A 24,899-nucleotide genomic window follows, 5' to 3' on the forward strand; every position below is an offset into this window, starting at 1 on the left:
TACCCCCAACGCTATAAATCTTGCCGGATCGAGCGAAGGGGGCGAGTAAACCAAACCTATCAGATTTATGTCTACGGAACAAAAGTACGTGGGTAAGGGCAATAATGCCCCTTCTATTCCACAAACGGCCCCCAGCGCGGCCCAATGGCCCAAACCGACCTGGCACGCGCTTTATCTGGCTCAACTGGTAGCCGATGGCTCATTGAGCGAAGACGACCGCAACTGGTCTGAAATCATCCCCATTCCCGACGAAAGTATGCAGGCGGGCGGGCCGTTAAACTTTGGCGGCTCGGTCGTATCGCTCATGCTTGACCCCACCGAGTATCACAGTACTACGGGCGTTGTTCTCATTCAACTACGGGCCACCCCCGCCACCTACATTATTGGCCGGGTGCGTTCAGCCAACAAGGTAGGCATGGTTGTCAGCCGCGACAATCCGGCATGGCCTACCCGCGCTATTCGCTACAGCGAAGTCGTCAACATGTACAAGGCTCTTATCGTAACCAACGCCCCCGTACTGTGATGAATGAGCTAATTCGTATCACTGCCAACGAGCAAGGTTCGTTGGCAGTCGAGAGCCTGGATTTTGCGGCTGGCTTGGCAATTCAGCATAAGAACTTACTCGAAACGATTCGCACCCATCAGGAGGCTATCGAGAAGGACTTTGGAATAATCGCGTTTGAAACGCGAAAAGTCGAAGGGCGGGGCCGACCTGAAACGGTCGCCCTGCTGACCGAAGACCAAGCCCTGTTTGTGGGGACGCTGAGCCGTAACTCAAAGCGTGTTGTCGAGTTCAAGGCTGTTTTGATCAAATCGTTTGCAGAGGCTCGTAAGCAATATGAGCCTACCCCGGCCCCCGCCCTGAGTAATGAGCAGTTGATTCTACAACTCATGGCCGGGCAACAGGAAATCTTAAGCCAGTTGCGGGCCGACGTGGAGGCTATCAAGGCCGGGCAGTCACATCACCCCCCTACATCGCGCCGAATAGCCAAACAGCTACCCTTGCCGGGAATGCCCCCCGCCCGGCCTCAGCCTACGGCCTCCCTGCGGTCGATTATTCACCAACACGTCATCGAATACGCTGGCATCTGGAACACGACCACACAGGAAACTTATACCTACCTGTACCGGCGACTCTATGACGTATACGGTGTCAATAGCTACCGGCTGCAACGAGTAGGCAACGAGTCTATACTTGACGCCCTCGAACGGTACGGCCACTTAGACCGATTGTACGCGCTGTTAAAGGCTGAATTGATCATACCCGACGACCTGTAATTGAAATCCCCCTTTCTATATATGGCAAACCAACCTAAGTTACCTCATTACGTGGCTACGCTGGCCCTGCTCAACCGGCAATTAGCCGACTGGCAAAACCTGCTCGCTCAACTCCAAGAGTCCGACGCCCCCGCTGAGCAATGCGAGTACGCCCGCCGACAGATAGAGCGATTCAAAGCGGACCTAAAAGCCTTCGATAACTGATGGCAAACCAACGGAATCAGGGCGGCTCGACAACCGCCCTGATTAAACAGATTCGGCGGCTACCTCACTGCTTAGGAATCAACTTATGATATACGTTAGAACATACAGGTATAAACTTAAGCCCACCAAGGCCCAAGAGCTGCAATTTGAACAGTGGGTTGGAGCTTGCCGATTCGTCTATAACCTGTGCTTGGAATACCGTCAAGTTATGTGGCGATTCCACAAGCTATCTGTCTCAAAATCTGATTTAAAGAAAGAGATTGCCCAAATCGCCAAAGAAACACCGTGGTTACGAGCAATGAAGGCCCAGACAATACAGGCCGCGATTGATCGACTCGACAATGCTTTCATTAATTTTTACAAAGGCAAAAAGGGCTATCCCAAGTTCGCTAAGAAAGGGCGGTTTGCGTCTTTTGAGTATTGGCAAAACGTTCGGATTACACACGAATCCTCTTTGATTAAGCTTCCTAAGATTGGCTTTGTTAAGATGTTTTACAGCCGACCATGCCACGGAGTCATTAAGCAAGCCCAGATAAAGAAGTTTGTGGACGGATGGTACGTAACCGTAGTGGTAGAGGAAGAAATTGCCCCCCTCCCTCGAATTGAAAAAACAGTCGGCCTCGACTTAGGGCTAAAATCACTAATAACAAGCTCAGATGGACTAAAAATCAGCAACCCCAGACACCTGCACAAAAAAGAAAAGAAGCTTATTCGCTTACAGCGCAATGTGACCCGTAAAAAAAGGGGTAGCTGCAACCGAAAAAAGGCGGTACGCAAATTGGCATCTCAGTATCTGAAAGTAGCAAATGCACGAAAAGATTATCAGCAGAAGTTGACAACTCAATTAATTCGCGATAACCAAACGATAGTAGTTGAGGAGTTAAATGTAGTCGACTTGCTGAAAAATAATCATTTGGCGAAGTCGATTGGCGATGCGGGATGGGGCGAATTAGTGGCAATGCTAGAGTACAAGGCTAAGTGGTATGGCCGGAACCTGTACAAAGTTCCGGCGCATTACACCTCAAAAACATGCTCGTCTTGCGGCTTCATCAACCAAAGCCTAACGCTGGACATTAGACAGTGGCAATGTCCCTTATGCTTTACAGAGCATGACCGTGATATAAACGCGGCAATCAATATAAAAAACAGGGCGGAGGGACACTCCGTGTCAGCTTAAGAGATATACAACCTCATTAGAGGGGGTAGCTTAAGAAGGCCAAGGCTGAAAAGGGAGTCAGACACTTCCATCAGTAACATAGGTCATGCCAATGGACAATGCATTCCATCCGGAAGGCAGCGAAAGGGTGAGTTTGATAGCGTTCTTCGAGTCCCGACACGTCAAAGCCGGGATAGATTGCGGCCGGGCCGCTCACAGTCTGGTCTTTCGACCCCGAAACGGCCAGCACGCAGTACAATTCCCGCAGCTGCTGACGTACGTTCAGTTTGGCCAGCTCCAGGCTGTTGATGCTGGCCTTTTTGTAGTTGAGCCAGACGATAACCGACAGGGTGCGCGTGATCAGTTCACCGTCGTACTTCTCGTCATCGTGGGCGTACAGGCACGAAAACGCCGGTAGCGTGTCGTTCGGGTAGGCGCGGTAGTACTCGCTGGTTTGGCCCCGGCGAATCCAGGGCTCCAGTTTGCCTTTTACCGTTTGCGGTTTGACGCGGCCGAGCGAGTTACTCCCCAGCCAGCTGATGGTGGTGGCGAGTTGGTCCTGTATGGTTTGCAGCACCTCGTCGAGCGCAACGTTTGATTCGGGCAGGGTAGCCGGTGGCTTCAGGTTCATCGGATGAGCAGTTGTAGTTTATGAATGATCTGGGGGCGAAAGAAAGCCACCAGCCGAGCGGTTGATTCAGTCGTCAGGCCCACAATACGATCGCTATACTTGGCCATCAGTTCGGCCGTTTTTGGGTCCGTGGCATCGATCAGAAACGAGTCGGCGAACACCTGCGTATAGATCGAGCCGTAGAAATCGCCTTTGTCCTTCAGGGTCACCCGGTCGCTGGGCTGCCCTTTTGCGTCTTTCAGGGTTACGGTTACGTCGGTATAGTCAGGCGTAATCGGCCGGCCATCGTCGAGCAGGCCCGCGTGCAGCTGCTCACGGTTGAGGTCGGCAATGAACTCCTCGTTCTCTTCCACCACCTCCCGAATAGCCTGGTAGATGGTTTCGACCGTCAGACGGCGAAAGGGAGCCACGAAGGCCGTACGCAGATCGAGGGTTCGGTTTGCCATTAGTCATACATATTTTCAAACCGAATACCCCGGCGAGGGGCTTCCGCCTTCATACACGGCGAAACGCGCTGCATGACCTTCTTCAGATCAGCCAAGAGCCGGTCTTTTTCCCCGCGCAGGCCGATATCGTATTTGGCGCTGTTCTGCCCATTCAGGGCCACGTAGGCTTCGTTGCGGAACTGAGCCGCCAGCCCGTTCACCCGGTCGCTGGTACTGATCTCCTCCAGCACGTCGCAGGCTATGACGTACAGCAGGGCATGCGTCAACATCTCCTTGTTCTGAATCAGCGTAGCCGTCACGCTGCACCGGGCTTCGATGATCAGGTTCAGCCCCCAGGTCTGGCGCGTGACGTCGTTCTCGTCTTCCTCGTTCCAGGTCATTACGCCCGGTTCATCGGCATTCTCTACGTAGACAGGCCGGATGTCGACAAGGCGTTGTCGGCCCTGAGCCAACGCGTAATCACTGCCGAGGCAGCTCGAACAACCGGCCGGCGAAAAGCCCCGCTCGGCGCCAACCGCCTGCACCCCGATCGGCAGATCCGCTTCGAAGTAGCCAATCAGGTAATACCCGTCATTGAGCGAGGTCAGTACCGTTCCACCATCGTTCCAGATGCTGCGGCCGGAGCTGTTGCCCGTCAGGCCGATGGCGGCTACCGGTTCGGGTGACGATGAGTGAAACACGTAGATCGGCAGGCCAGCCAGCGGGCCGGTTACCTGCAGGGCAGCCCGTAGCATCATCAGGGCGATATCGTCGGCCACCGATACCCGTAAGGCGAGGAACCGGTTGGATTTGGTCAGCTTGCCCGCCAGATTGCCTTCTTTGTTGTAGAGGGGCTGGCGTTCGAGAACCGGCTGGGCGGGTGGTGCACTGGCCAACGACATCGCCAGTTTGCGGATGGCTCCCCGCTCGATCCGCCCGTACCAGGCCGACAAAGGCGTCGTTTCCTGCCAGTAGTCCGTATCGGTCAGCGGTTGCCCTGTGTTTGCGGACCTGACACTTTGGTACAGGGTGCCGCTGTCACTGACCAGATCGTGCTGCTTATACGTTTTGTTGGCCTCGTAACTCAGGGCAACGAAGTCGACCACGTTTGGACCCAGCGCAGCCAGGATATCGGGCCGCAGGAGCTTGTGGGCATCGGACAGGAACAGTTGCGGGTCCGCGTGCTGACTCCCCACCAGATCGGCCCCAGACTGAAAGCCCGAGTACAGCCCGACGACGCCGGTTAATTCATTTGTGAGTTTTACAGTATCGAGCATATCAGAAAGCAAAAAAATCCCCCCTCTGAATCAGAGAGGGGATTGACCGAATACAACCTAAACTAGCTACACAACTATGCCGCAATCGCAGCAATGTCGAAGCGTTTGATCGGTGACTCACCGGCAACGCTCGTGAAGTCGCAGGCAAACGTAAAGTCGGCCGAAAACTTCGTCTTGTACAAAATCGTCTCGTCTACGCAGGTATGCTCCTGCAGTACGCCCCAATCCCAATCGTTGAAAACCTCATCGGGCGTCTGACCCCATAGTTTCACTTCCGTGACGTCCTTGAAGCGCTCCCACTGGGTGAAATCCTCCGGCGAACCGATCACCGGCTTATCGCGGTACACGCCGTCGATGATGTTCACCACTCCCACGCTACCAATTGGAGCGATGTAGTGCACCGGCAGAGCCGAGCCAACCGCCAGCCGGTTCGAGTGATCAGACTCCACAATCTGAGCACCGGCCATCAGCTTATCGGTAGCCAGCACGTTACCGCCACCGGGCGCACCCAGCAGGTTGGTATCGGCCATAGCCACCGTGTTGTGCAGATCGAAGTAGGGCCCCTGAATGTCCATCTGCTCCATGATGGTTTGCAGGAAGCTGTAGAACTTCAGCGACGTCGGCAGCTCATAAGCGCCCGCTTTGCCTTTGAACAGGGGGCTGGCGTTGGGTCCGTTGGCCGGATCGACCACCATCGTGGTGTCCTTGTTGGCATCAATGAACGCAGCCGCCATTTCGTCGAGCTTCGTGTACACGGCCTTTTTGGCCATCGTGTAGCGGTGCCGCAGCGCCTGCTCCATCAGTACGTAGTTGTTCTCGTAGTCCGACGGATTGATACAGATGTCAATCGCCAGGTGCGTACGAGTGAGTGCCTTCAACCGGGTACCGATATCCTGACAGTTGATATCGCACGAACGTACGGTCAGAACCGTGTGGTTGTACTTATCGAAAATCGGGATCTTAATGGTACGGGTAAAGGGCTGTTTGCGGATCAGCTCGATCAGCGCAGCCCCGAACAAGGCGTTCGCGTTGCGGTAGAGGGTGTTGATGGCGCCGTAGTGGCTCATCCGACCCTCCAGCTTCCCAAATTGCCCGGAGTTGATACTGGCGATCAGCTCGGGTAACGTCATGTTGGTAATTGCCATAGTGGTAATACAGACGGGTTAAAAAATGAACTGGTAAGCCTTGCAATCCGTCCGGTAGATGGCAATGCGGGTAATGACTACTTTTTAAGTTCTGCCTCCTTCTCGGCGACGAACTTCTTCCAATCGTCGGAGTACATCCGGAGCCCGGCGTCGGACGCGGCTTTATAAATTTCCTGTTTGGTGCTGGGTTTGCCGCCACCGGAGCCGCCGGAGCCACCGGTACCGCCACCCTGTTGCTGGTGACCGGTCGGGGCCAGGAACAGAGAATGATTTTTCTGAATGATCTCCAGCGGGGTCATGGGTTCGCCGGTGGCCGTGTTCATCAGAAAATCAGCGGTTCCTTTTTTCTTGAATCCGAGTACGCCATTAGCATCTTCGGCACCTTCGTAGAGGGAGTTGAACAGCGCAGTGAGGTCCGATACAGCCCCCTTGCGGGCGGTTGCTTTCTCTGCGTCGGTTTTCAGGGCCGGATCAATGTTCACTGGGGCCGTTTTCAGTGAACTATCTACCAGCCTGGTAACAGTTTTGGCAAACTCCCCCTTCTTACCATCTTCGATCGACTGTTTATAGTCGTCGAATTCTTTTTTGAGCTGATTAAGCAGGGCTTTTTCAGCCGTACTGCCTCCACCATCGCCTTTGAGCATGGCTTCGATCTTAGTGATCTGCTCGGCGGTGAAGGGTAATTTGCCTTCCGCAGACAGTTTCTCAACGTACTCCCGGGTTTTCATGCCGTCGGGCTTGGCGAGGCCTACAGCGGCCAGCATCTTATCCATCGCCCCGTAAAACTTCGGTGCTTCTGAGTCGGCCCACTCCTTTTGCTTGGTGCTCAGGGCGGTGTTGAACTCGGTATCGTATTCCGTTTTCGGTTTGACGACGTGTCCCTTTCCCGTCAGGTAGGTAATGGCGCGGTTTTCAATCTTGCCCATTAAGGCCGCTTCCATTTCGGGGGTAATCTGCTCATCCGTGAGCGCGTTGATGTCTTCGAGGGTAAATGCCATGGTTTGGGTCCGTCCGGTAGACGCTGATTATTAATTGAGAAAATCCCAGCGGACACCCGCCCGCTGGGTACTGAGAAAATTTAAACTCTGTGAACGACGACGGGCTCGAGGCCCAGCATCTGGAACGTTGACGATCCGGTTTGCTTGTCGGTCTTGCTGCGGGCATCGTAGTCGCCTGGATCGAAGAACTGAACGATGCAGTTCTTTTTGTCGTAGCCGATCTGCTTACCCTCCGAATCGGTGTTGTACTTAGGCAGCACGGCCACCACTTTGTCTGTTGGCAGCTCAGACAGACCGGTCATTGTCGACAGGTCGAACTCCTTGTTTTTGTCCTTGTTGCCGTATGGCCAGGTGTTCTTACCGGTCGGCTTCGACTCCGGTTCTTCGGCCGGTGGCGTCGCAGCCTGGGCTGCGGCTTCCTGCACCTTTTGGGCAGCCAGTGCCGCAGCGACACCGTTTTTTATGCCCTCAGCAATAAAAGCTTTGATATCAATAAGATCTGCGATATCAATCTGCGGGGCGGGTTCGGGCGTGCTCGGCTCTGTTTTCACCTCAGGCTGTTTGACCTCCTGGGTCTGAACCTCCGGCTGGGTCGCCGGTGGGGTTGTTGGGGTCTGCGTCTCCTGCGACTCGGGCAGGTTGGGCTGGTTCGATTTCGTCGACATACGATTTTAAAGCGTCTAAAATTGTGGTTACTCGGGATGAATACGGGGTCAGGATACCGAAACGCTCGATCGGGATCTGCTCCTCACGCTCGAAGCGCCGGATAAAGCCCATCAGGCCAACCGCCAGCTGATACCCTTTCGGGTCGCTGGTATGAATGCCAGCACTCATTAGGTCGGCCGGAGCCATGTACGGGTACGGGTTGAGGTCGTTGATCAGCTTGAACCGCAGGCTACGCGACGCATCGGAGCGGGCGTAGTAGTTCTGCAGCATGCCGTCAATTTCCTCCATCAGCCAGAACGAGCCATTGGTTTTCGCCATCTCGGCCAGCTTCATGAGCAGATCACCGCTCAGGGCCGCGAACCGGCGACCGTAGTTCACAGTGCAGCCCACGAAATAGGGGCCATACCGCAGGCGGAGCACCGCTTCGAGTATCCGCTTGTGCAGCATCTCGAAATACTCAGCCAGGTACTGGCCCACCTGGCGGGCGGCTTCCAGAATCGAGAGGATCTGCGATTCGTTCAGGGCCTGCTCATTCTGCGGCCCGGCTTCGCTACCGGTGGCCGTACGCCGGATCTTCGCCCGCAGGAACTCGACCTTTTCCTGAATGTATTTCAGGCTATCGATCGGGGCGTCGATCCAGCCAGCGGGCACCCGCCAGTCGGCATCTTCGCGCTTCTGCTGAGCGGGAATCGGGATCACGGATCCAGGTCCACCCCGGGCACGTCTGACTTTCGACGCACACGACGGGCATTTATGCCTCGTGGTAATGCTCGGCGTGATTGGATCCTGGTACTCATAGGAGCCATTTACGCACGGCATGCCCTGTTCGCTGATCCACCGGCACGGCTCCTCCTCGGCTTCGAGGTGCCAGAACTGAGCAAAAGCGGCTTTCAGGTCGTTGCTGTGCTGGGCCGCATCCCAAAAGATGTACCGATCCAGCAAACCCAGCGACGGCCGGAGCAGCGTATTCGACACCAGGGGGTTGCTCCGATCAACGTCTGCCCACAACTTAAACGCCGGGCAAAAGCCCAGCGAATGCTGAAACCGAAGCTTTTCTACCCACTCCCCCGTCGTTCCGTTCGCCTTCTCGAAAATGGCATAATCGCTCTCGTCGAACAGGGCCCGCTGGTTTTTCTGCTCAGTGTCGAAATAGGCGAATTGCAGAAGCCCCGCTTTGTTGGCGCCAACGGCCGGCAGCGCCTTTTGTACCTTCTCGATGCTGAGCAAATAGGGGTAGGGCTCCGGGAAGTCGGTTGTCTGAACGGCGGGCAGGTCCACCACGACCAGCGAATTAGGAGCGGACATTACAGCGTTGTGACAGTCACGCGCCACGAACCCGTCGATATCGAGCTGCTCGATGTACTGCTCAGCGTCAGCCTGCAATTTCTCGTCGGTCAGCTCGATCGATATGAACCGGTCCTGCGCCCCGTGTACAGCCGCAGCCGAATCCGAGATATCATCCACCAGCTCGTTCGATACCAGCGGCCAGACGATATCGCGCAGCACCTGCTCACGAGCCGACTTGGCGGGAATCGTCGGTTCGAGGTACTGCGTCACCCACGACCGAAAATAGGGCGACGCCGAGGCAGCATCGGTAGCCGACTCGGCGTGCAGGCGGTGGCGCTGGTCGTAGAGCCGGGCAGCGTCTACGGCCTTCGTTTCGGCCTTTTTGACTAGGGGATCGTTGGGGGTGAGCGGCATCGGTCGGGGTTACTCGGTCGTGGTGGATGGTTCGGGGTCCTGTTTTGGCGTTATCAGCTCCCAGCAGGCTACGTGGGTTTTCTGATACTCCAGCAGGGCGTTCCCCTCATCCTCGGTCAGCGTCAGCGTACGGCCGAGGGCTGGCCCCTCTGCGGGGTCCAGTTCTTTGAACTTCATCTTTTTAGCAGCTGCCATGCTTAGAGCAGGTTGTGATTGAAGTTCAGGGTTACTACCATCACGTCACGGTACCAGCCTTTTTCCAGCTCGAAGTTGATCGGGAACTGAGTCAGGCTGTGCAGCTGGCCACCGGTGGGGTCACCGATGAAGAACGAGTGCGCAGGGATGGGACCGAAGGTCTTGCTGCACATGAACTGCCGATCGCCCAGGTAGGCGTAGAAGCCCAGCGTATCAAAATCGGCGTTGGCGTTGGCACGGGCGAACAGTGTTTCTACCTCGTCGTACTGGGTAGGCGTCAGGCCGGTGTACATGCCGTTGAAAACGGGCACCGTCTGGCCTACGACGATCGAGCGGCCGGCTGGCGTGCTGTTGTCGTTCGAGCCGATCTTGACAGCTTCGGTCGAGGGCAACTCGGGAGAATAAACTTTGAACTTCGGTACCAGCAGTTTGGCATCGGTTGTCAGAGCCATCGCGGCCGTGTGGGTGCCCTGGGCTAAGATTGTCGTATCTGTACCGAGGGCCGTGCCGGGCTGAAGCAGCTGGAAGCCGAAACGCCGAACCTGCTGGAGCATGACCATGCAGTTCGAGGCAGTGAGAGCCGTCAGCGGCCCGGTAATGGCATTACAATCGAGGAATTTCATCGTGACGGATTGTCTAAAGAGTTGCTTGCTTTAGGCCACACCGTCCGGTAGTGGGGCTGGATTGGGACAAAAATAAATAAATGCATGGTATTCGCAATATAATTGCAAATAAGCCACACCCCATAAGCCACAAACCCGTACCACTTTTATTTTGAACTTCTTGGCATCCACACGCTGGGTAGGGCAGGCTCCCCTCGCACCCAGACCGCCAATCCATCTTCATCCCATTCGTAGTCTGTAAGTGCTTTTAGTTCCGGCTGAGGCAGTAACACCATACGATATTTGGCATATTCGCTAATTACGCGGGGAACCACTTTACGAACAGATCGAACCAGGTGTACAGAGAGGATACCCCGCTTACCAACAAAAACCATGTATTGACCAACCACTGGAGCCGGATCGTCATGCTGGATATGATAGGTTATGGTTTTGGTCTCCATCATAATTTTACGAATTATCGAAACCGCCGAAGCGTCGGCGCGGGCCGGTCAGCTCAAAGTACTCTCGCATCATTATGTTGTCGGCAAAGTCAGGCGACCAACCGCCCAGGAGAATCTTCTGCGCTTCCTTGGAGTTGATCTGTTGCTTGCCCTCACTGTCGACCGCTTCTTTACGAATAGCCCGCAACTGGGTTTTGATCACGTCCCGGATATCAACCAGCTTGTTACCCATCTTGGTACGGCAACTGCGGTGAATGCTGTGCACATAACCACCAGCGGCATCCGTGGACGACTCGTAGATCCAAACATTGTCGTCATTGAGTGTTATTTTGATGGCTCCCCGATTTACCCGGGCCGCACTGCGATAGTAACACTGCGTTTTAAGGTTCTTGTAGTTTTCCTTAACCCGTGTTGCCGGATCTTCTAGGGCGGTAGCATTATTGAGAAAGCCCTGGTAATCGCGCCTTAGCGACAAAACCTCCCCCCCTACACCGTTCTGATCAATCAGAACATGGTGAGCCATCACGTTAAACTTGCTGCGCAGGAACTCGATAGCCTTTACCGCTTCAGGTGAATCATTGACCTTCATGATCAGACACCCTACCACTTCCCAGCCCTGCCAAACCAGCAGAACAGTCCAGTCGTGGCCAAACCGGGCGATATCACCGGTGATATACCGACTACCGTCGGAGGGAGCGTAATTTGTGTAGATAGAACCAACGGCGGCCGGATCGTATAAAGCCAGGCCATCAGCCCGAACTTTCCAGTTACCGCGCAACAGCCTGACTTTATCCTCCTCAGGCAGAGCCATCAGGTTACCCAGATAGTCGGGGTTTTTAGCCAGAAAGATCTTGTTGCCGAAGATATCCCCTGGAATAAACGTCAGCGACTTGGGTTTGACATTGGCCAGATCCCCCTGAAACATATGGGGAGCTTTGTCAATAACTTCCTGCATGGTATTGCCCCACACCAGCGCATCATTATCCCTGGTGAAATAGCGAAGCCGGCCAGCGCGCTCCGGTATCGGAAACCCATATCGGGGGTTAGGCGAACCGTCGGGCATCTTTTCGTCCTGATCGATCCACCACTCAATCAGAGTGGCCACAAAGCTATCGGGGTCAGGGTTACACGTGCCCCGCATAACGGGTTTGATGCCCGAGGAGGAGCGGTTACGACTCAGCATGTACCAAAACATGCCTTCACTGAACTGAGTCAACTCGTCAAAGCCGATATAGGCCAGCTCTGAGCCCTGCCAGTCATACACGTTCTTTTCGTGCTGCATATGACGGAAGGCCAGCCAGGCACCGCCAGGAAACATCCAATCGGCATCTCTGGAGTGTGCGCCCATCAGTGGGTACAATTCGCGGGCCTTCTCCCATAAACCGCCAGGCGCCATAACCTGCGGGTAGGTGCGACGGAACAGCACACCTGAATAAAACGAGTTTGCCCGGTGCCGGGTCGCTTCATAGGTAAGCACCCATGATTTACCCCCGCCAGCAGCCCCGCCCCCAATAGCGATATCTGCTCTCGACGACATGAACTGTTCCTGAAAACCGATCTGCGGCTTAATGATCTGCGGCTTGCTCATTCTGTGGATCACGGCCGTTATCCGGCATATAAAACACGACGTTGTGAATAGCCTTGCCAGCGCTGGTAACGTCACGACGCTGGATGATGCGGCCATGCACCTCCAGAATTTTGCTTACCGCCGTCATGGGATCGTTGAGCCTGAGTTTCGTCCGGATCGTTTCCGTCACCCCGGTTTCGCTTGTGTGTACGGTCTTGACCTGCTCAATATCCTTCAACAGATGGATATGCGCGCGTGCCTGGTCGGATTCGATGTCAAGCTGCCCATCAGCGGCAATGAAATGTTCGAGCGTACCCCTACCCCACTGGGTCAACAGGTGAACGGCTTCAGCCGCCGACATTGACTTGGCATTCAGGTACGCATCGATGGCCCCCCGAATCTGGGGTTTTCTGAGGTTCTCGTAAGCGATCTCATCATCAGAATGTTCGGAGTAGCCAGCTACGCGGGCGGCCCGCGCTCCATTCTGATCCTTAACGTACTCCTCCACAAACCGGCGCTGCTTATCGGTCAGTCCGTCATGCCAGGGCTTGTCTGTATCAATTGGCAAATCACTTATCGGTTCCTCTTCCATAGTGGTAATCCTTTGTACAATAATACGAACCATTATCAGGAGTACGGATTTCGGCTCACCCGTAGTACGTATTAATAATAATATTCTTGCAAATTTACTTGCAAATTTCCCGTACTATACCGAACTTAGCATTGCGATTTAACAACAACAGACATGAGAAAACAGATCACCACACTTGCCCACGCCATTCGGAAGACTGGCCAGAGCTGGGCCGAAGCCATGAAGCGGGCCTGGGCCGCTATCCGGATCAAGTTTGAGATGGCCCACAAAGCGGTAGGCTTTTTCTACAAGAAGGAGAACGGGGAAACCCGGTACGCAGTCGGCTACAACAAAGTAGCTCCCCCCACGTCGGCCAAACCAGCGCCAGCCAAAAGCGCACTCGTGATCACCTACTTCGACATCGACCGCTGGGACTGGCGCTCATTCAGAGCCGACCGTCTGATCATCGAATAATACCCGATGCCGGGCGGGTTTGACCCGGCGCTCTTTCATCTTTCAATTCTCTTACCCCTCATGGCAAAAACAAACGCCACCCCTGCTGAGCAATCCGCTCCTAATTTTAAGTACCTCCTCGGCCACCCGAAACAATACCGTTTCGACGCCAAAGAGGGCGTTTTCAACATCAATGGCATAGAGAAGGTAGGCCGCACCATGACCTTTCAGCCCATCGCATGGCGGATCTTCACCGACAACATCCTGAATATGGGTACGAAGAATTGGGCGGAGATCTTCTTCATCGACGACAAGAACTGCGTATCGGCCCTCCTCTTTCACGGCTATTCCGTAGACAACATTTTCCGGCTGATCGAGCCGCTGTACTACGATGATCTGACGCTGGCCGACGTAGTTATCACGGCCATAGCGGAGAAGAAAGAGAACACCAAGATTCAGCCCAAAGGTGTTTACTACATCGCTGATTTCTCCTATAAGATGGCCGATCCTGCCCAAACGGCTCCGCTGAAACAGTTTGCGCAGGAAACCCGGATTTTCCGGCAGGAGACGCTAACCGACATCGCCAATATCAAAACGTCGTACGGCTTCTATAACCCCTTCATCGAGGGTACGGCCGCTGAGGCTGGATACCTTCCCCCCGCTGGTACCGATCCTGAAACCGGCGAAGTAGCTACCGGTGAAGACATGACCCAAGGTCCTATCTAATCAGGTAGCGGTCATGAATACCGAAATCAAACATGGCTCCCGGGTGCGCGTCGCCGTGCACCGCGGGGGCTATCACAAGCGAAATTTTACCGGCTCGTTCATGAACTGGACTCCGACAGGCCAGGCCCGAGTACTCGAGGACGGCTGCACGAAAGCAAAAGCATATCCCGCTGACGACGTAAAACTGATCAAACAATGAATATCGATATCGCACAAGACGAACAGGTACATGACGCCGTACCGATGTTTAAAACTCCCCTTTCTCAGCCGATCTCGTTCGAGGTTGCCAAAGCAGACATTGACCACATGCGGGCCGAAGCGGCCGGGCTCCAGATCGCCGGGCCTGACGACAAAGCCGGTTTCAAAACGGTCTATGATCTCCGGCAGGTGATCAAGCGCCAGCGGGTAGCGGTGAAGAAGCGTCAGGACGAATTGAAGCGGCCCCACATTGACTATAACCGGGAGGTTGATCAGCTGGCCAAAGAGCTGACCGAACCCATGGAAGAGATTGAAAACGGCCTGGCTCTGAAAGAGAAGGCGTACAATGATGAGCGTGAGCGGATCGCCCGCGAAAAAGCCCTTTTCCTGCAGAAGCGTACCGAAGGACGCATCAACCAACTCCGCGCGATCGGCTACGAATGGAATCCGTCTACCGAATCATACAGCCGGTTTTACTACGTCGATGATGAGGAGAAAACCGACGTGATCAATTTCGATGACATCAAAGAGATGGAGGATGAGGAATACGCGCCCATCCTGACCGATGCTCAGGCCATACACGAAGCTGAGCAGGCCCGGCTGGCGGAAGAAAAACGTCGGTACAAAGAGGAACAGGAGCGCATCAAAGCTGAACAGCAAGCAGAGGCTGACAAGTTGGCCGAGGAGCGTCGCAAAATAGTAGAACAGCAGGAGGAGCTGAAACGTCAGCAGGATGAACTGAATAATACAATCCGCCTTAATCGTGGAAAACGGCTAATCGAAGCTGGCTACACAGAGAGTAGCGGCAACTACTTCCATCCTAATCACAATGTTCGGTATGATTCATTATTGAGCTTTACTGATGAGCAGTTCGACGCATTGATTCAGCAAGCTGTTGATTACGATCGACGATTCGAAGAACGTAAACGTCAGGCTCAAATTGAGGAGGCTGAGCGAATAAAAGCTGAACAAAAAGCTGAGAAAGAGAAATTGCGGGCCAACCGGGAGCGTCAGAAACTCTTGGCTCCCGACAAGAAAACGGTTAAGGATTTCTTCAAGAAGCTGAAGTCGCACCCATTTCCGTTCCTGCCTGATCTGCAACCCGAAACGGTTGCACTGTTGGGCGAATTCAACGAAAGTCTTGCCCAGCTCATCAATCAGTATCAGACGAAACTGGATGAGTTATGAGCAGCTACGATCAGCTATTCGAGACAGCGCCCGCGAACGACGATCCCAGCTGGTGCAGCACTCAGTCAGTAGGCATGTGGGTTGAATTCTACCAGGCGTGCCAGTTCACCGAGGACGAGTTGTTGGGACGCTTAGAGGAGCTGCTCGATGGAACGTATGTGCCGCAATGGACCTGCGAGATACCGCTGCGGATCGCGGCCCTACAGCAACTGTTAGGGCTGGCCAACGAAACCCCTACCGGCTGGGTATGCCCTACCTGCGCAGCACGTGAGAAGCGCAAACAGAAGCCCGCCGATCAGGCACAAACCTCCTTATTCTAACCATGGCAAAGACGAAGCCTAAGCAGGAAGAAGCCCCGCCAGTCGTACGCTCATTCGAGATCGACGGCATTGTCTACACGGACGGCGATAAGCTACAGGTGATCGCTCCGGAGCTAGGTCTGATCCCGGTAGTTGTCAAGTTCGCCGACTACAGCAACCACCATATCATGACAATGGAGTTCGGCTGGATACGAACACCCCTGCCATGCCGGATGAATCAGCGCCCCGATAGCCCCAACGCATCCCTCAGTTTAAGCATAACCCGAATGCCACCGGCTGGCTCAATTCAAGGCTACCACTCGAACGTGATGCACCTGGTGTACTTCTGCAATTGTGCGTACAGTAAGCATACAGACCAATTCAGATGGTACACCAGCTTCGATATGGGTGTCATTCGGGCCGAAGGGTTAGGCTGGGACTACAACAAGAACCGGCCGCATAATCATCCGCTCGTCGAGGGCTACGAACACTTACAGCCGATGACTTACGAAGTACTAAAGCAAGAGCTGGTTCAAGCCGACAAGCACGGACAATTCACATTATTCTAACCACTATCATGGCAAAAATCACCTTCGTTCAAAATCCTGACGCGGTAGTGTCCACCCCCACACCTGTAGAAAATCAGGTAACGGACATGCATCTCCAGCTCGAAACCATCACCCCCGAACTGGCTCAGCAATTCCTCGACAGGAACACCGACAACCGGCCCCACAAGGAACGGCACGTTCGGTTTCTGGCTGATCAGATGCGGGCCGGAGCCTGGCAGATCACCGGCGACCCGATCAAGATCGGTAAGTCGGGGCGGTTGCTCGACGGCCAACACCGACTGCTGGCCATCGTACAAAGCGAAACGACACAGCGGCTGTATGTAGCCTGGGATTGTGAAGAGGAGATTTTCGCCGTGCTCGACACCGGTCGTAGCCGATCGGCCGCGGACGTGCTGGCCACGGACGGCCTGAAAAACTATACGGCGGTATCCGCAGCGGCCAAACTGCTGATCATGCACGAACGCGGAGTACTGGCCATCATGGGCGGTAAACAGCGAGCCGCCACAAATGCCCAGATACTGGCCTATACAGCCAAACACGATGTTGAGACATCAGCCAGCAAAGCGTCGGCCTGGTCGAAACGCTGTAAGCTGCTCAACCCCGGCGAATGGGTAGCGTTGCATTACCTGCTGGCGAAAAAGGCACCCAAGCAGGCTGATGAATTTCTACAGCAGATCACCACCGGCCTGAACCTGACCGAGGGGCACCCCGTGCTAATTCTCCGTCAGCGCCTGCAGGCCGCACGTGACGGCCGTTTCAACTTCACGGCAGCCGAGCGGATGGCCATGACGGTGAAAGCCTGGAACGCGCATCGGGAAGGCCGGAAAATTGGCCAGCTCACCTGGAAGAACTACGAAGAGTTTCCGGAAATCGCCTGACCTGCATTATGGAGCTGACCGTCGTCATCGAGTACATGCGCTTCTGGAAAAAACAGAAGGGTGTGGAGTACTACAATTTTTCGGAAAGGGGGGTGCTGGCTGGCACCCACTCCCCCAACATCGTTCTGCAAGATGGTGCGGGTTATATGCTGGACTGGCCGGGCGATCACGAGCGGGCTGTTGAGCACCAACGCAAACTATCAGGCACATCCGATCCACAAGCTATGCCGACAAATGAAATTTACGTCCCTGAAGCCAAATGCAGGGAGATATACAGCAAAAGTGACCTTACGAGCATCATTGAAAAAAGCTGCTCTAAAACCTTCTTTTGGCAGAATCAAGAGTACATATACAGCGGATCGTGTCATAAAGGCGGGGTTCCGCTCTATATCAATGCGTACCGAGTCGAGCCGCTGGAAACCTATAAAGGTCCGCTCACCCCGCTGAAATATGGCCCACACTTCGAACAAGTGGATCTGGGCAACCGGGAACGAAGTTATGCCGGGATGTTGCTCACTAACGGCGGGCGGCAGCTAGTAGTATGTGCTCCTGAATACACGTTCAAGCAGCTGGACGTCGGCAAACAACTCTCCATTTTTTAGCTCTGGCCAAGTACGAATATGAATACAGACCTGTTCAATCAGCCTCTCGTCGAGAGACAAACGAAGAAACCCGCACGGGGTCAGCAGCTACAGATTTGCCCGGAAATCAAGACGGTCGCTTTCGATCAGCAGGAAATCTTACACAGCATCCTGACGCTATATGTTGCCGGCAGCACATTCGATGTAGATGCAACCTACGGGTACGGTGGCTTTTACTCGGGCCTTATCCCCCGGCCGGCTCATTGTTTCGATATCGCCCCGAAGCGGCCCGAAGCCATCGAGGGCGATTCCCGAAAACTGCCGCTGCCCAGCTCGAGCGTTCGCAGCCTCATGTTCGACCCGCCGTTCGTGGTCACGAATCACAAGGACTCCGACGAGTACGTGATGGGTCAGAAGTACGGCGGCTACCGCACCATTACTCAACTGCGGGAGCACTATCAATCCTCTCTCGACGAGTTCGCCCGCGTCGTCAGGCCCAGGGGTATCGTCGTGTTCAAGTGTCAGGATTTTGTACACGGCCGGAGCAATTACTTTATTCATAACGAGGTGCTGCACATGGCACAGCGGGCCGGGTTCAAAGCAGTAGACCTGTTCATACTTTTTGCCCGTAATCGCTTCCGGGGCGGGATGGTAAAGCAGAACCACGCCCGTAAGTTCCACTCGTATTTCTGGGTATTCAGACGCAACCAAAAAAAACGCTCCTGATCGGGAGCCCATCTCAACCATGAAACACTATCCACACGCCCCGTTAACGCAGCTGCTGATCGTCATCGCGATCGGCCTGCTACTGATTCACATCAACCGTACGTCGCAGCCAGGCCTGCGCGTCAAACCCGCCCGGGTGGCCGGTTTCTGCGTCGGGTTGTGCCTGGCTTTATTGAGACACCTATTCAACAGGATATGACACTGAACGACAACCCACGCGTCAGAGCCGAACAGCGGCACAAGATCCTGCGCAAACGAAAGGATAGGCTGAGGTCGATCAGCTACCGCGGCACGCCTAAGGACGTTAACTGGGGAGAACACAGCTTGCTATACAACATGTCTGCCTGGCACGCCTATAAGGCCAGGTGCAAACGCCTGATGGCTACTGTGGATGCTGAGCTGAAGCAGTGCGTATCTACGCTGCGAGCGTTCGGATCGAATGTGTATTACTACTAACCAACGCCAGCCGGGCGCTAAGCGGTAGAGATTATGGTCTACATCGACAATTTTAACGCCTGCTACAGAGGCATGAAAATGTGCCACATGATAGCCGATTCTACAGAGGAGCTATTGACGATGGCCGATCAGATTGGCGTGAATAGGAAGTGGATTCAGGACGCAGGCACGTACAACGAGCACTTTGATATATGCCAGGCCAAAAAGGCAAAAGCTTTGAGGCTCGGAGCGCAGGAAGTCACCTTGTTGCAGCTGGGCCGAATGCTTATTAAGCGCCCCGGTCATCCCTTGTATCAGCCATAAATTAGATTGGAGATGGAAAAGAGAAAGAATTTTATTGAAAGCAAAATATGCGTTCGGGAAGGTGAGCAGGTTGTCGGCTTCTCGGTTTCATCCGACCTGCCGCAAATAAAGTGGGGGTTAGGTGCTGATCAATTCAACGTTTCGCGTAGGGCTAAAAACTTGGCCCGTCAATTAACCCGGTCCCCCCTAAGTAAGCAAAGTCGGTATTCATAGTTCTAACAAACCAACGCCGACGGGCGGTAAGCGGCCAAACGATGGAACAACAAGATGAATTAAAGGGGCCAGCCCTTGAACAACAACGTAAGGACCTTTTAAACTGGCAAATCTCGGTCAAGAGTAAAGTTGTGGTGGTTTGCAGGCGATTAGAGGCAACCAATTCGGTTACAACCCAGGACATTACAGATCTGCACAAAGCCCTTGACTTTCTTGATGAGCTTAGGAAACGTTTAGAGATGCTTAAAGCTATCTAACCACCAAACCAACGCCAGCCGGGCGGTAAGCGGCTGAACAATGAGTGACTACGAAAAACCTGAAGGATTCAATCAGATGATTGATCATTTCATTAATGAAATCGAAGAGACTGACGACGAACTGGCGGCTCGTACTGAGCGGAACATTAATCTGATCGGCGCATTTGTCGATCATGTACAAAAGGAAACGGGCATAGAGATTCCCGATGAAGCAGTGGAGAGCTTTTTCGGTGCCTGAAAGTAATTGGGAATAGAGTTAGTGTGGTTACCTACACCCGGTCGGTTTTACTGGCCGGGTGTTTTTTGCAAATGCCATTCAGGTGCGTAGTTTTACCCCGCATCAGGGGTAAACAGCCAACCAGTTACCCTATTGTTGTACCAGCTTTTGTAATCGACACATCAACAGTAACATTATGAGCAACTTAACTAAGATTGGTATCCTTTTTGGTCAGGAGAATACGTTCCCGCAGGCCTTTGTCGACCGCGTCAACGAAAAGCAAAGCGAGTTTACCGCCGAATTTGTCAGCATCGACCGGGTCGAGCAGAGCGTGGCCACGGACTATGCCGTGATCATTGACCGCATCTCGCAGGACGTACCGTTCTACAAAGCCTTTCTGAAAAACGCAGCACTGACCGGCACAGCCGTTATCAACAACCCCTTCTGGTGGGCCGCCGACGAGAAGTTCTTCAACAATGCGCTGGCGGTACAGCTCGGTGTGCCCGTTCCTAAAACGATCCTGCTGCCCTCAAAAGAGCGCCCCGACGATACCAACCATAATTCGTTCCGCAACCTTCAGCACATGAACTGGGACGCCATTTTTGACCACATTGGCTTTCCGGCGTTCATGAAACCTCACGCGGGTGGTGGCTGGAAAAGCGTATACAAAGTTGATAACCCCGAGCAGATGTTCCGGGCCTACGACGAAACGGGGCAGCTGGTCATGCTCTATCAGGAAGCCATTGATTTCGACGATTATTTCCGGTGCTACTGCATTGGCGGCAAAGACGTGCGGATCATGCCGTATGAGCCACGGAATCCGCACCACCTGCGCTACGCAGCCGAGATGAAAACCACCGGCGATGCGGGCAAAAAGCTGCTGGCCACCATGACCGATTACGTACTGAAACTGAACCACGGCCTGGGTTACGACTTCAACACGGTTGAGTTTGCCGTTCGCGATGGTATTCCGATCGCTATCGACTTCTGCAACCCCGCCCCCGATGCCGACATTCACTCGGTAGGTCAGGCCAACTTTGAATGGGTTGTCGAAGCCGCGGCAAACATGGCGATCGAGCGGGCCCGTCGCGTACAGACCGGCAAAGATAACCTGACCTGGGGCACCTTTGTACGCGGTTCTGTAGCCGGCACGGGCCTGACCGCGCCGGACACGAAACAGCCAAAAGCCGAAAAGGCCGAAAAAAGCGCCAAAGAAGCCAAAGCCGACAAAGCGCCCAAAGCTGAAAAAGCCGACAAACCCAAGAAGGAAGACAAGCCTAAAAAGGCGAAGAAATAACCGGGCGTCAGCCCGTCTGACCGCAGCCTGCTTACAGAACCAGCCCCGGGACGCCGTCTCGGGGCTGGTTCGTTCGTTACAAACCTATGGCGCCGGGATCAATGCCGATATCGCGGGCCGAAGCGCGCAAAATAGCCAGCATCTCGATGTAGCTGAACAGACGCCCGTCAATGTAGGCGTGTTCTTCCGGATCGGCGAAGGCCCGTTTCTCTTCCAGATCGCGGATGTTGGCATGTAGACTAATCAGCACATCCTGAATAAAGTCTTCCAGTTGCTGGGGTGTTGCAGGCATCGTCGGGTTGCTTTTGTACTATATAGCAAAGAAATAGGGTGAACACAGGTTTGCCAAATATTCGTTGGCACCCTGACCCAAAAGCAATTACCATTCATCACAAAATAGTCAACTTGCCATACATAGTAAGCCATTTTTTGGCCATATTCGCGGTTTGCGAATAGTTCGCTGAACAAACCCGATCATCAACGGGAACTCTAACCAGTACCAGTCAATATGAAAAGACGAGAGTTTATGCAGTTGTCCGGCGCGGGCATCGGTGGCCTGATGGTAGCCGGCATTCCGGTCCTTGGCAACACGGTTGCTCCCGAACGCCTGCTTGAGCCTGGCGCCGACGCGGCCGCCAAAAAGCGCCTGGCCGATGTAGCGCTGAATGCTGCCAAAAGTAAAGGAGCTACCTATACCGATGTGCGCATTGGCCGGTACCTGCAACAGTTCCTCTTTACCCGTGAGCAAAAAGTACAAAACGTTGTCAACGCCGAATCGTACGGCATCGGCATTCGGGTAATAGCCAACGGAACCTGGGGGTTTGCGGCCACCAGCGACGTTCGGCCCGAAGCCATTGCCCGTTGCGCCGAAACTGCCGTTGCTATTGCCAAAGCTAACTCCCGGCTACAGACCGAACCGGTAAAACTCGCCCCTCAGAAAGGCGTTGGTGACGTAACCTGGAAGACGCCCCTCCAGAAAAACGCCTTCGAGATTCCTGTCGGGCAGAAAATCGATCTGCTCATGAAGGTGAACAGCGAAGCCATGAAGAATGGCGCAGCCTTCGTAACCTCCAACCTGTTCTTTGTCAACGAACAGAAATATTTTGCTTCGACCGATGGCTCGTACATCGATCAGGATGTGCATCGCATCTGGCCTACGTTTACGGTATCGGCCGTTGACCGGACGTCGGGGAAGTTCAAAACCCGCGACGCGCTCTCCTCCCCCATGGGTATGGGCTACGAATACCTCGACGGGCTGGCCTCCGAGAAGATTGCAGCCCCCTATGGTCTGGTAGGCTACCGAAACTCGTACGACATGGTTGAAGATGCCACCCTGGCGGCCAAACAGGTAAAGCAGAAACTTTCGGCCAAGACGGTTCAGCCGGGCAAATATGACCTGGTGCTGGACCCTAACCACCTCGGCCTGACCATCCACGAATCGGTGGGTCACCCTACCGAGCTCGACCGCGTGCTGGGCTACGAAGCCAACTACGCCGGTACCAGCTTCGCCACCCTCGACAAGTGGAAAAGCAAAAATTTCAACTACGGCAGCAAAATGGTCAACATCGTGGCCGACAAAACCCAGGTGGGTTCGCTCGGTGCTGTTGGATACGACGATGAGGGCGTTCCCTGCAAACAGTGGGATCTGATCAAAGACGGCATCCTGGTCAACTACCAGGCCATCCGCGATCAGGCGGCTATCATTGGCGAGAACGAGTCGCACGGCTGCTGCTATGCCGATAACTGGAACTCGGTACAGTTTCAGCGGATGCCGAACGTATCGCTGAAGGCGGGGTCCGAAAAACGCTCGGTATTCGACATGGTGAAAGGGGTCGACAAGGGCATCTACATCATTGGCCGCGGTTCATACTCGATCGATCAGCAGCGGTACAACTTCCAGTTTGGCGGGCAGCTGTTCTACGAAATCAAGAATGGCGAAATTGTCGGTATGCTCGACGATGTCGCCTACCAGTCGAACACCCAGGAGTTCTGGAACTCCTGCGCCCAGCTTTGCGATCAGGACGATTACCGCACCTTCGGCTCGTTCTTCGACGGTAAGGGGCAACCCAGTCAGGTCAGCGCCGTCTCGCACGGGTCGGCCACGACGCGCTTCAACGGCGTCAACGTCATCAATACCGGCCGGAAGATTTAACCCGCATCAGGCTGTTCGGCCCGACGATACGCTACCCGACGGCAGTCATTGCCTGATTCCGCGCGGCATCGATCGTCCGGCACAGCCGCTGCCTAAACGAGTAAGAACAACCGTCAAGAGACAATGCTAACCAGAGAAGAAGCCAAAAAAATTATCGACAAGGTTCTCTCGTACGCGAAAGCCGACGAGACCGCTGTCAGCCTGTCGGGTGGCCGAACGGGCAATATCCGATACGCCCGCAACTCGGTATCGACCTCCGGGGAGTCGGACAATATGAGCCTGGCCATCACCGCTGTTTATGGCAAACGGTCCGGAACCGCTACCATCAACGAGTTCGACGATGCCTCGCTCGAAAAAACGGTTCGGCGGGCCGAAGAAATTGCCCGGCTGGCGCCCGAGAACCCGGAGTACATGCCGATGCTCGGCCCCCAGAAATACCTGGACACGAATACTTACGCCGAAAGCACGGCTAAAATAGACCCCGAATACCGCGCCAAAGCCGCGTTCGATAGTATCGACCCCTGCCGCCAGAAGAACCTAACAGCCGCCGGTTACCTCGAGGACTCGACGGGGTTCTCGGCCATCGGCAATAGCAAAGGGCTGTTTGGCTACAACCGCTCGACGGGGGTTGAATTCTCCATCACCGTTCGTACTGCCGACGGTCTGGGTTCGGGCTATGCGGCCCGCGATGTGAACGATACGAGCAAACTCAGCACCAAAGCGGCCACCGAAGTAGCCATGCAGAAAGCCCTGGCGTCGTCGTCGGCGCGGGCGCTCGAGCCGGGCAAGTACACCGTTATTCTGGAGCCAACAGCCTCGGTCGAACTGCTGCAGAACATGATGGGCAGCATGGACGCCCGCAATGCCGACGAAGGCCGGTCGTTCCTGAGCAAAAAAGGGGGCGGCACCCGACTAGGCGAAAAACTGTTCGACGAGCGCGTCAACATCATCACCGACCCCATGAACGCCGAATTGCCGCTTAGCCCGTTTGGCGGAGGGGGTGGCCGGTTCGGTGGCGGTGGCTCCGATGGGCGCCCGCAGGAAAAGGTAGCCTGGATCGAAAATGGCGTGGTCAAAAACATGTACTATTCCCGCTACTGGGCCGACAAAAAAGGCGTAAAAGCCATTCCGTCGCCGGGAGGTATCATCATGGCGGGCGGCACGCAGTCGCTGGCCGATCTGATCAAGAGTACGGACAAGGGAATTCTGGTGACGCGTTTGTGGTACATCCGCGCCGTAGATCCGCAAACGCTGCTCTATACCGGCCTGACCCGCGACGGTACGTTCTACATCGAGAACGGCCAGATCAAGTTCCCGGTCAAGAATTTCCGGTTCAACGAAAGCCCGGTTATCATGCTCAACAACCTCGAAGCCCTCGGCAAACCGGTTCGGGCGGGTGGTCACCTGATTCCGCCCATGAAGATCCGCGACTTTACGTTCACCTCCCTGTCAGACGCCGTTTAGTTCAACCCGTTCATGGTATATGGTCGGCCAGGGCGGCAGCCATAT

General features: G+C 54.6%; 33 protein-coding genes. 20 read left to right on the forward strand and 13 right to left on the reverse strand.

The window, feature by feature from the left end:
- Positions 1-67: 67 nt before the first annotated feature.
- From EQG79_RS01565 to EQG79_RS01580, 4 genes are all read left to right on the forward strand, one after another.
- The gene (locus EQG79_RS01565) at positions 68-523 is read left to right on the forward strand and encodes a hypothetical protein (RefSeq protein WP_129599388.1); all 456 of its coding nucleotides are present in this window, start codon (positions 68-70) and stop codon (positions 521-523) included.
- Complete coding sequence (locus EQG79_RS01570) at positions 523-1,278, forward strand: Rha family transcriptional regulator (protein WP_165358820.1); 756 nt, start codon at positions 523-525, stop codon at positions 1,276-1,278. Before EQG79_RS01565 ends, EQG79_RS01570 begins: the two co-directional genes overlap by 1 nt.
- A gap of 21 nt (positions 1,279-1,299) precedes the next feature.
- Complete coding sequence (locus tag EQG79_RS01575; protein WP_129599398.1) at positions 1,300-1,482, forward strand: hypothetical protein; 183 nt, start codon at positions 1,300-1,302, stop codon at positions 1,480-1,482.
- A gap of 85 nt (positions 1,483-1,567) precedes the next feature.
- Positions 1,568-2,659 carry an RNA-guided endonuclease InsQ/TnpB family protein gene (locus EQG79_RS01580; protein ID WP_129599403.1) on the forward strand — a complete coding sequence of 364 codons (1,092 nt, stop codon included), beginning with the start codon at positions 1,568-1,570 and terminating at the stop codon, positions 2,657-2,659.
- 70 nt (positions 2,660-2,729) lie between these two features.
- On the opposite strand, the gene EQG79_RS01585 is transcribed toward EQG79_RS01580, so the two are convergent.
- The 12 genes from EQG79_RS01585 to EQG79_RS01640 form a co-directional block, all read right to left on the reverse strand.
- Positions 2,730-3,269: a hypothetical protein gene (locus tag EQG79_RS01585; RefSeq protein ID WP_129599409.1), complete on the reverse strand. Its 540-nt coding sequence runs from the start codon at positions 3,267-3,269 to the stop codon at positions 2,730-2,732.
- Positions 3,266-3,715: a hypothetical protein gene (locus tag EQG79_RS01590; protein WP_129599412.1), complete on the reverse strand. Its 450-nt coding sequence runs from the start codon at positions 3,713-3,715 to the stop codon at positions 3,266-3,268. The genes EQG79_RS01585 and EQG79_RS01590 overlap by 4 nt, the downstream gene beginning before the upstream one ends.
- Entirely contained in the window at positions 3,715-4,971 is a 1,257-nt protein-coding gene (locus EQG79_RS01595) for a hypothetical protein (RefSeq protein ID WP_129599415.1), read from the reverse strand. The genes EQG79_RS01590 and EQG79_RS01595 overlap by 1 nt, the downstream gene beginning before the upstream one ends.
- A 74-nt stretch (positions 4,972-5,045) precedes the next feature.
- Complete coding sequence (locus EQG79_RS01600; protein ID WP_129599420.1) at positions 5,046-6,116, reverse strand: hypothetical protein; 1,071 nt, start codon at positions 6,114-6,116, stop codon at positions 5,046-5,048.
- A 77-nt stretch (positions 6,117-6,193) separates the two neighbouring features.
- Positions 6,194-7,114, reverse strand: coding sequence for a hypothetical protein (locus EQG79_RS01605; protein ID WP_129599424.1), 921 nt, complete (start codon positions 7,112-7,114; stop codon positions 6,194-6,196).
- A gap of 80 nt (positions 7,115-7,194) precedes the next feature.
- Positions 7,195-7,779: a hypothetical protein gene (locus EQG79_RS01610; RefSeq protein WP_129599427.1), complete on the reverse strand. Its 585-nt coding sequence runs from the start codon at positions 7,777-7,779 to the stop codon at positions 7,195-7,197.
- Positions 7,667-9,481 carry a hypothetical protein gene (locus EQG79_RS01615; protein WP_129599430.1) on the reverse strand — a complete coding sequence of 605 codons (1,815 nt, stop codon included), beginning with the start codon at positions 9,479-9,481 and terminating at the stop codon, positions 7,667-7,669. Before EQG79_RS01615 ends, EQG79_RS01610 begins: the two co-directional genes overlap by 113 nt.
- 9 nt (positions 9,482-9,490) lie before the next feature.
- On the reverse strand, positions 9,491-9,676 hold the full coding sequence (locus tag EQG79_RS01620; RefSeq protein WP_129599433.1) for a hypothetical protein: 186 nt from the start codon (positions 9,674-9,676) through the stop codon (positions 9,491-9,493).
- A gap of 2 nt (positions 9,677-9,678) precedes the next feature.
- The gene (locus EQG79_RS01625) at positions 9,679-10,299 is read right to left on the reverse strand and encodes a hypothetical protein (RefSeq protein WP_129599436.1); all 621 of its coding nucleotides are present in this window, start codon (positions 10,297-10,299) and stop codon (positions 9,679-9,681) included.
- Positions 10,300-10,445: 146 nt separating this feature from the next.
- Entirely contained in the window at positions 10,446-10,742 is a 297-nt protein-coding gene (locus EQG79_RS01630; protein WP_129599439.1) for a hypothetical protein, read from the reverse strand.
- A 4-nt stretch (positions 10,743-10,746) separates the two neighbouring features.
- On the reverse strand, positions 10,747-12,327 hold the full coding sequence (locus tag EQG79_RS01635; RefSeq protein ID WP_165358821.1) for a terminase large subunit domain-containing protein: 1,581 nt from the start codon (positions 12,325-12,327) through the stop codon (positions 10,747-10,749).
- Positions 12,305-12,874, reverse strand: coding sequence for a terminase small subunit (locus EQG79_RS01640; protein ID WP_165358822.1), 570 nt, complete (start codon positions 12,872-12,874; stop codon positions 12,305-12,307). The genes EQG79_RS01635 and EQG79_RS01640 overlap by 23 nt, the downstream gene beginning before the upstream one ends.
- 177 nt (positions 12,875-13,051) lie before the next feature.
- On the opposite strand from EQG79_RS01640, the gene EQG79_RS01645 reads away from it, so the two are divergent.
- The 14 genes from EQG79_RS01645 (at position 13,052) to EQG79_RS01705 (ending at position 21,238) form a co-directional block, all read left to right on the forward strand.
- A complete protein-coding gene (locus EQG79_RS01645; protein ID WP_129599448.1) occupies positions 13,052-13,351 on the forward strand; it encodes an SH3 beta-barrel fold-containing protein in 300 nt (99 codons plus the stop codon).
- Between the two features lie 60 nt (positions 13,352-13,411).
- Positions 13,412-14,056 (forward strand): hypothetical protein, encoded by a 645-nt coding sequence (locus EQG79_RS01650; RefSeq protein ID WP_240699240.1) that lies wholly within the window; start codon positions 13,412-13,414, stop codon positions 14,054-14,056.
- A 13-nt stretch (positions 14,057-14,069) separates the two neighbouring features.
- Positions 14,070-14,255 carry a hypothetical protein gene (locus EQG79_RS30895; protein ID WP_165358823.1) on the forward strand — a complete coding sequence of 62 codons (186 nt, stop codon included), beginning with the start codon at positions 14,070-14,072 and terminating at the stop codon, positions 14,253-14,255.
- Positions 14,252-15,442 carry a hypothetical protein gene (locus EQG79_RS01655; RefSeq protein ID WP_129599451.1) on the forward strand — a complete coding sequence of 397 codons (1,191 nt, stop codon included), beginning with the start codon at positions 14,252-14,254 and terminating at the stop codon, positions 15,440-15,442. Before EQG79_RS30895 ends, EQG79_RS01655 begins: the two co-directional genes overlap by 4 nt.
- Positions 15,439-15,762 (forward strand): hypothetical protein, encoded by a 324-nt coding sequence (locus EQG79_RS01660; protein ID WP_129599454.1) that lies wholly within the window; start codon positions 15,439-15,441, stop codon positions 15,760-15,762. Before EQG79_RS01655 ends, EQG79_RS01660 begins: the two co-directional genes overlap by 4 nt.
- Before the next feature lie 2 nt (positions 15,763-15,764).
- The gene (locus tag EQG79_RS01665) at positions 15,765-16,310 is read left to right on the forward strand and encodes a hypothetical protein (protein ID WP_129599457.1); all 546 of its coding nucleotides are present in this window, start codon (positions 15,765-15,767) and stop codon (positions 16,308-16,310) included.
- An 8-nt stretch (positions 16,311-16,318) separates the two neighbouring features.
- Positions 16,319-17,188 (forward strand): response regulator transcription factor, encoded by an 870-nt coding sequence (locus EQG79_RS01670; RefSeq protein ID WP_129599460.1) that lies wholly within the window; start codon positions 16,319-16,321, stop codon positions 17,186-17,188.
- An 8-nt stretch (positions 17,189-17,196) separates the two neighbouring features.
- Positions 17,197-17,790: a hypothetical protein gene (locus EQG79_RS01675; RefSeq protein WP_129599463.1), complete on the forward strand. Its 594-nt coding sequence runs from the start codon at positions 17,197-17,199 to the stop codon at positions 17,788-17,790.
- Positions 17,791-17,808: 18 nt separating this feature from the next.
- Complete coding sequence (locus tag EQG79_RS01680; RefSeq protein WP_129599466.1) at positions 17,809-18,495, forward strand: class I SAM-dependent methyltransferase; 687 nt, start codon at positions 17,809-17,811, stop codon at positions 18,493-18,495.
- 19 nt (positions 18,496-18,514) lie between these two features.
- Complete coding sequence (locus EQG79_RS01685) at positions 18,515-18,694, forward strand: hypothetical protein (protein WP_129599469.1); 180 nt, start codon at positions 18,515-18,517, stop codon at positions 18,692-18,694.
- A 290-nt stretch (positions 18,695-18,984) separates the two neighbouring features.
- Positions 18,985-19,254, forward strand: a complete 270-nt coding sequence (locus EQG79_RS01690) for a DUF4031 domain-containing protein (RefSeq protein WP_206445571.1) — start codon at positions 18,985-18,987, stop codon at positions 19,252-19,254.
- 254 nt (positions 19,255-19,508) lie between these two features.
- Positions 19,509-19,724 (forward strand): hypothetical protein, encoded by a 216-nt coding sequence (locus tag EQG79_RS01695; RefSeq protein ID WP_129599475.1) that lies wholly within the window; start codon positions 19,509-19,511, stop codon positions 19,722-19,724.
- Between the two features lie 40 nt (positions 19,725-19,764).
- Positions 19,765-19,962 (forward strand): hypothetical protein, encoded by a 198-nt coding sequence (locus EQG79_RS01700; protein WP_129599478.1) that lies wholly within the window; start codon positions 19,765-19,767, stop codon positions 19,960-19,962.
- A 175-nt stretch (positions 19,963-20,137) separates the two neighbouring features.
- Positions 20,138-21,238 carry an ATP-grasp domain-containing protein gene (locus EQG79_RS01705; protein ID WP_129599481.1) on the forward strand — a complete coding sequence of 367 codons (1,101 nt, stop codon included), beginning with the start codon at positions 20,138-20,140 and terminating at the stop codon, positions 21,236-21,238.
- A gap of 76 nt (positions 21,239-21,314) precedes the next feature.
- Here the strand turns inward: EQG79_RS01705 and EQG79_RS01710 are convergent, their stop codons facing one another.
- Entirely contained in the window at positions 21,315-21,530 is a 216-nt protein-coding gene (locus EQG79_RS01710) for a hypothetical protein (RefSeq protein ID WP_077920005.1), read from the reverse strand.
- Between the two features lie 216 nt (positions 21,531-21,746).
- On the opposite strand from EQG79_RS01710, the gene EQG79_RS01715 reads away from it, so the two are divergent.
- Both EQG79_RS01715 and EQG79_RS01720 read left to right on the forward strand, forming a co-directional pair.
- Entirely contained in the window at positions 21,747-23,390 is a 1,644-nt protein-coding gene (locus EQG79_RS01715; protein ID WP_129599484.1) for a TldD/PmbA family protein, read from the forward strand.
- A gap of 123 nt (positions 23,391-23,513) precedes the next feature.
- Positions 23,514-24,854, forward strand: coding sequence for a TldD/PmbA family protein (locus tag EQG79_RS01720; RefSeq protein WP_077920007.1), 1,341 nt, complete (start codon positions 23,514-23,516; stop codon positions 24,852-24,854).
- Positions 24,855-24,899 lie beyond the last annotated feature (45 nt).

Origin of the sequence: Spirosoma sordidisoli, from assembly GCF_004138325.1 — a bacterium.
Lineage (GTDB): Bacteria > Bacteroidota > Bacteroidia > Cytophagales > Spirosomataceae > Spirosoma > Spirosoma sordidisoli.

Coding starts and splice junctions, on each gene's coding strand:
- EQG79_RS01565 (WP_129599388.1), top strand. CDS start 68: ATGTCTACGGAACAAAAGTACGTGGGTAAGGGCAATAATGCCCCTTCT.
- EQG79_RS01570 (WP_165358820.1), top strand. CDS start 523: ATGAATGAGCTAATTCGTATCACTGCCAACGAGCAAGGTTCGTTGGCA.
- EQG79_RS01575 (WP_129599398.1), top strand. CDS start 1,300: ATGGCAAACCAACCTAAGTTACCTCATTACGTGGCTACGCTGGCCCTG.
- EQG79_RS01580 (WP_129599403.1), top strand. CDS start 1,568: ATGATATACGTTAGAACATACAGGTATAAACTTAAGCCCACCAAGGCC.
- EQG79_RS01585 (WP_129599409.1), bottom strand. CDS start 3,269: ATGAACCTGAAGCCACCGGCTACCCTGCCCGAATCAAACGTTGCGCTC.
- EQG79_RS01590 (WP_129599412.1), bottom strand. CDS start 3,715: ATGGCAAACCGAACCCTCGATCTGCGTACGGCCTTCGTGGCTCCCTTT.
- EQG79_RS01595 (WP_129599415.1), bottom strand. CDS start 4,971: ATGCTCGATACTGTAAAACTCACAAATGAATTAACCGGCGTCGTCGGG.
- EQG79_RS01600 (WP_129599420.1), bottom strand. CDS start 6,116: ATGGCAATTACCAACATGACGTTACCCGAGCTGATCGCCAGTATCAAC.
- EQG79_RS01605 (WP_129599424.1), bottom strand. CDS start 7,114: ATGGCATTTACCCTCGAAGACATCAACGCGCTCACGGATGAGCAGATT.
- EQG79_RS01610 (WP_129599427.1), bottom strand. CDS start 7,779: ATGTCGACGAAATCGAACCAGCCCAACCTGCCCGAGTCGCAGGAGACG.
- EQG79_RS01615 (WP_129599430.1), bottom strand. CDS start 9,481: ATGCCGCTCACCCCCAACGATCCCCTAGTCAAAAAGGCCGAAACGAAG.
- EQG79_RS01620 (WP_129599433.1), bottom strand. CDS start 9,676: ATGGCAGCTGCTAAAAAGATGAAGTTCAAAGAACTGGACCCCGCAGAG.
- EQG79_RS01625 (WP_129599436.1), bottom strand. CDS start 10,299: ATGAAATTCCTCGATTGTAATGCCATTACCGGGCCGCTGACGGCTCTC.
- EQG79_RS01630 (WP_129599439.1), bottom strand. CDS start 10,742: ATGATGGAGACCAAAACCATAACCTATCATATCCAGCATGACGATCCG.
- EQG79_RS01635 (WP_165358821.1), bottom strand. CDS start 12,327: ATGAGCAAGCCGCAGATCATTAAGCCGCAGATCGGTTTTCAGGAACAG.
- EQG79_RS01645 (WP_129599448.1), top strand. CDS start 13,052: ATGAGAAAACAGATCACCACACTTGCCCACGCCATTCGGAAGACTGGC.
- EQG79_RS01650 (WP_240699240.1), top strand. CDS start 13,412: ATGGCAAAAACAAACGCCACCCCTGCTGAGCAATCCGCTCCTAATTTT.
- EQG79_RS30895 (WP_165358823.1), top strand. CDS start 14,070: ATGAATACCGAAATCAAACATGGCTCCCGGGTGCGCGTCGCCGTGCAC.
- EQG79_RS01655 (WP_129599451.1), top strand. CDS start 14,252: ATGAATATCGATATCGCACAAGACGAACAGGTACATGACGCCGTACCG.
- EQG79_RS01660 (WP_129599454.1), top strand. CDS start 15,439: ATGAGCAGCTACGATCAGCTATTCGAGACAGCGCCCGCGAACGACGAT.
- EQG79_RS01665 (WP_129599457.1), top strand. CDS start 15,765: ATGGCAAAGACGAAGCCTAAGCAGGAAGAAGCCCCGCCAGTCGTACGC.
- EQG79_RS01670 (WP_129599460.1), top strand. CDS start 16,319: ATGGCAAAAATCACCTTCGTTCAAAATCCTGACGCGGTAGTGTCCACC.
- EQG79_RS01675 (WP_129599463.1), top strand. CDS start 17,197: ATGGAGCTGACCGTCGTCATCGAGTACATGCGCTTCTGGAAAAAACAG.
- EQG79_RS01680 (WP_129599466.1), top strand. CDS start 17,809: ATGAATACAGACCTGTTCAATCAGCCTCTCGTCGAGAGACAAACGAAG.
- EQG79_RS01685 (WP_129599469.1), top strand. CDS start 18,515: ATGAAACACTATCCACACGCCCCGTTAACGCAGCTGCTGATCGTCATC.
- EQG79_RS01690 (WP_206445571.1), top strand. CDS start 18,985: ATGGTCTACATCGACAATTTTAACGCCTGCTACAGAGGCATGAAAATG.
- EQG79_RS01695 (WP_129599475.1), top strand. CDS start 19,509: ATGGAACAACAAGATGAATTAAAGGGGCCAGCCCTTGAACAACAACGT.
- EQG79_RS01700 (WP_129599478.1), top strand. CDS start 19,765: ATGAGTGACTACGAAAAACCTGAAGGATTCAATCAGATGATTGATCAT.
- EQG79_RS01705 (WP_129599481.1), top strand. CDS start 20,138: ATGAGCAACTTAACTAAGATTGGTATCCTTTTTGGTCAGGAGAATACG.
- EQG79_RS01710 (WP_077920005.1), bottom strand. CDS start 21,530: ATGCCTGCAACACCCCAGCAACTGGAAGACTTTATTCAGGATGTGCTG.
- EQG79_RS01715 (WP_129599484.1), top strand. CDS start 21,747: ATGAAAAGACGAGAGTTTATGCAGTTGTCCGGCGCGGGCATCGGTGGC.
- EQG79_RS01720 (WP_077920007.1), top strand. CDS start 23,514: ATGCTAACCAGAGAAGAAGCCAAAAAAATTATCGACAAGGTTCTCTCG.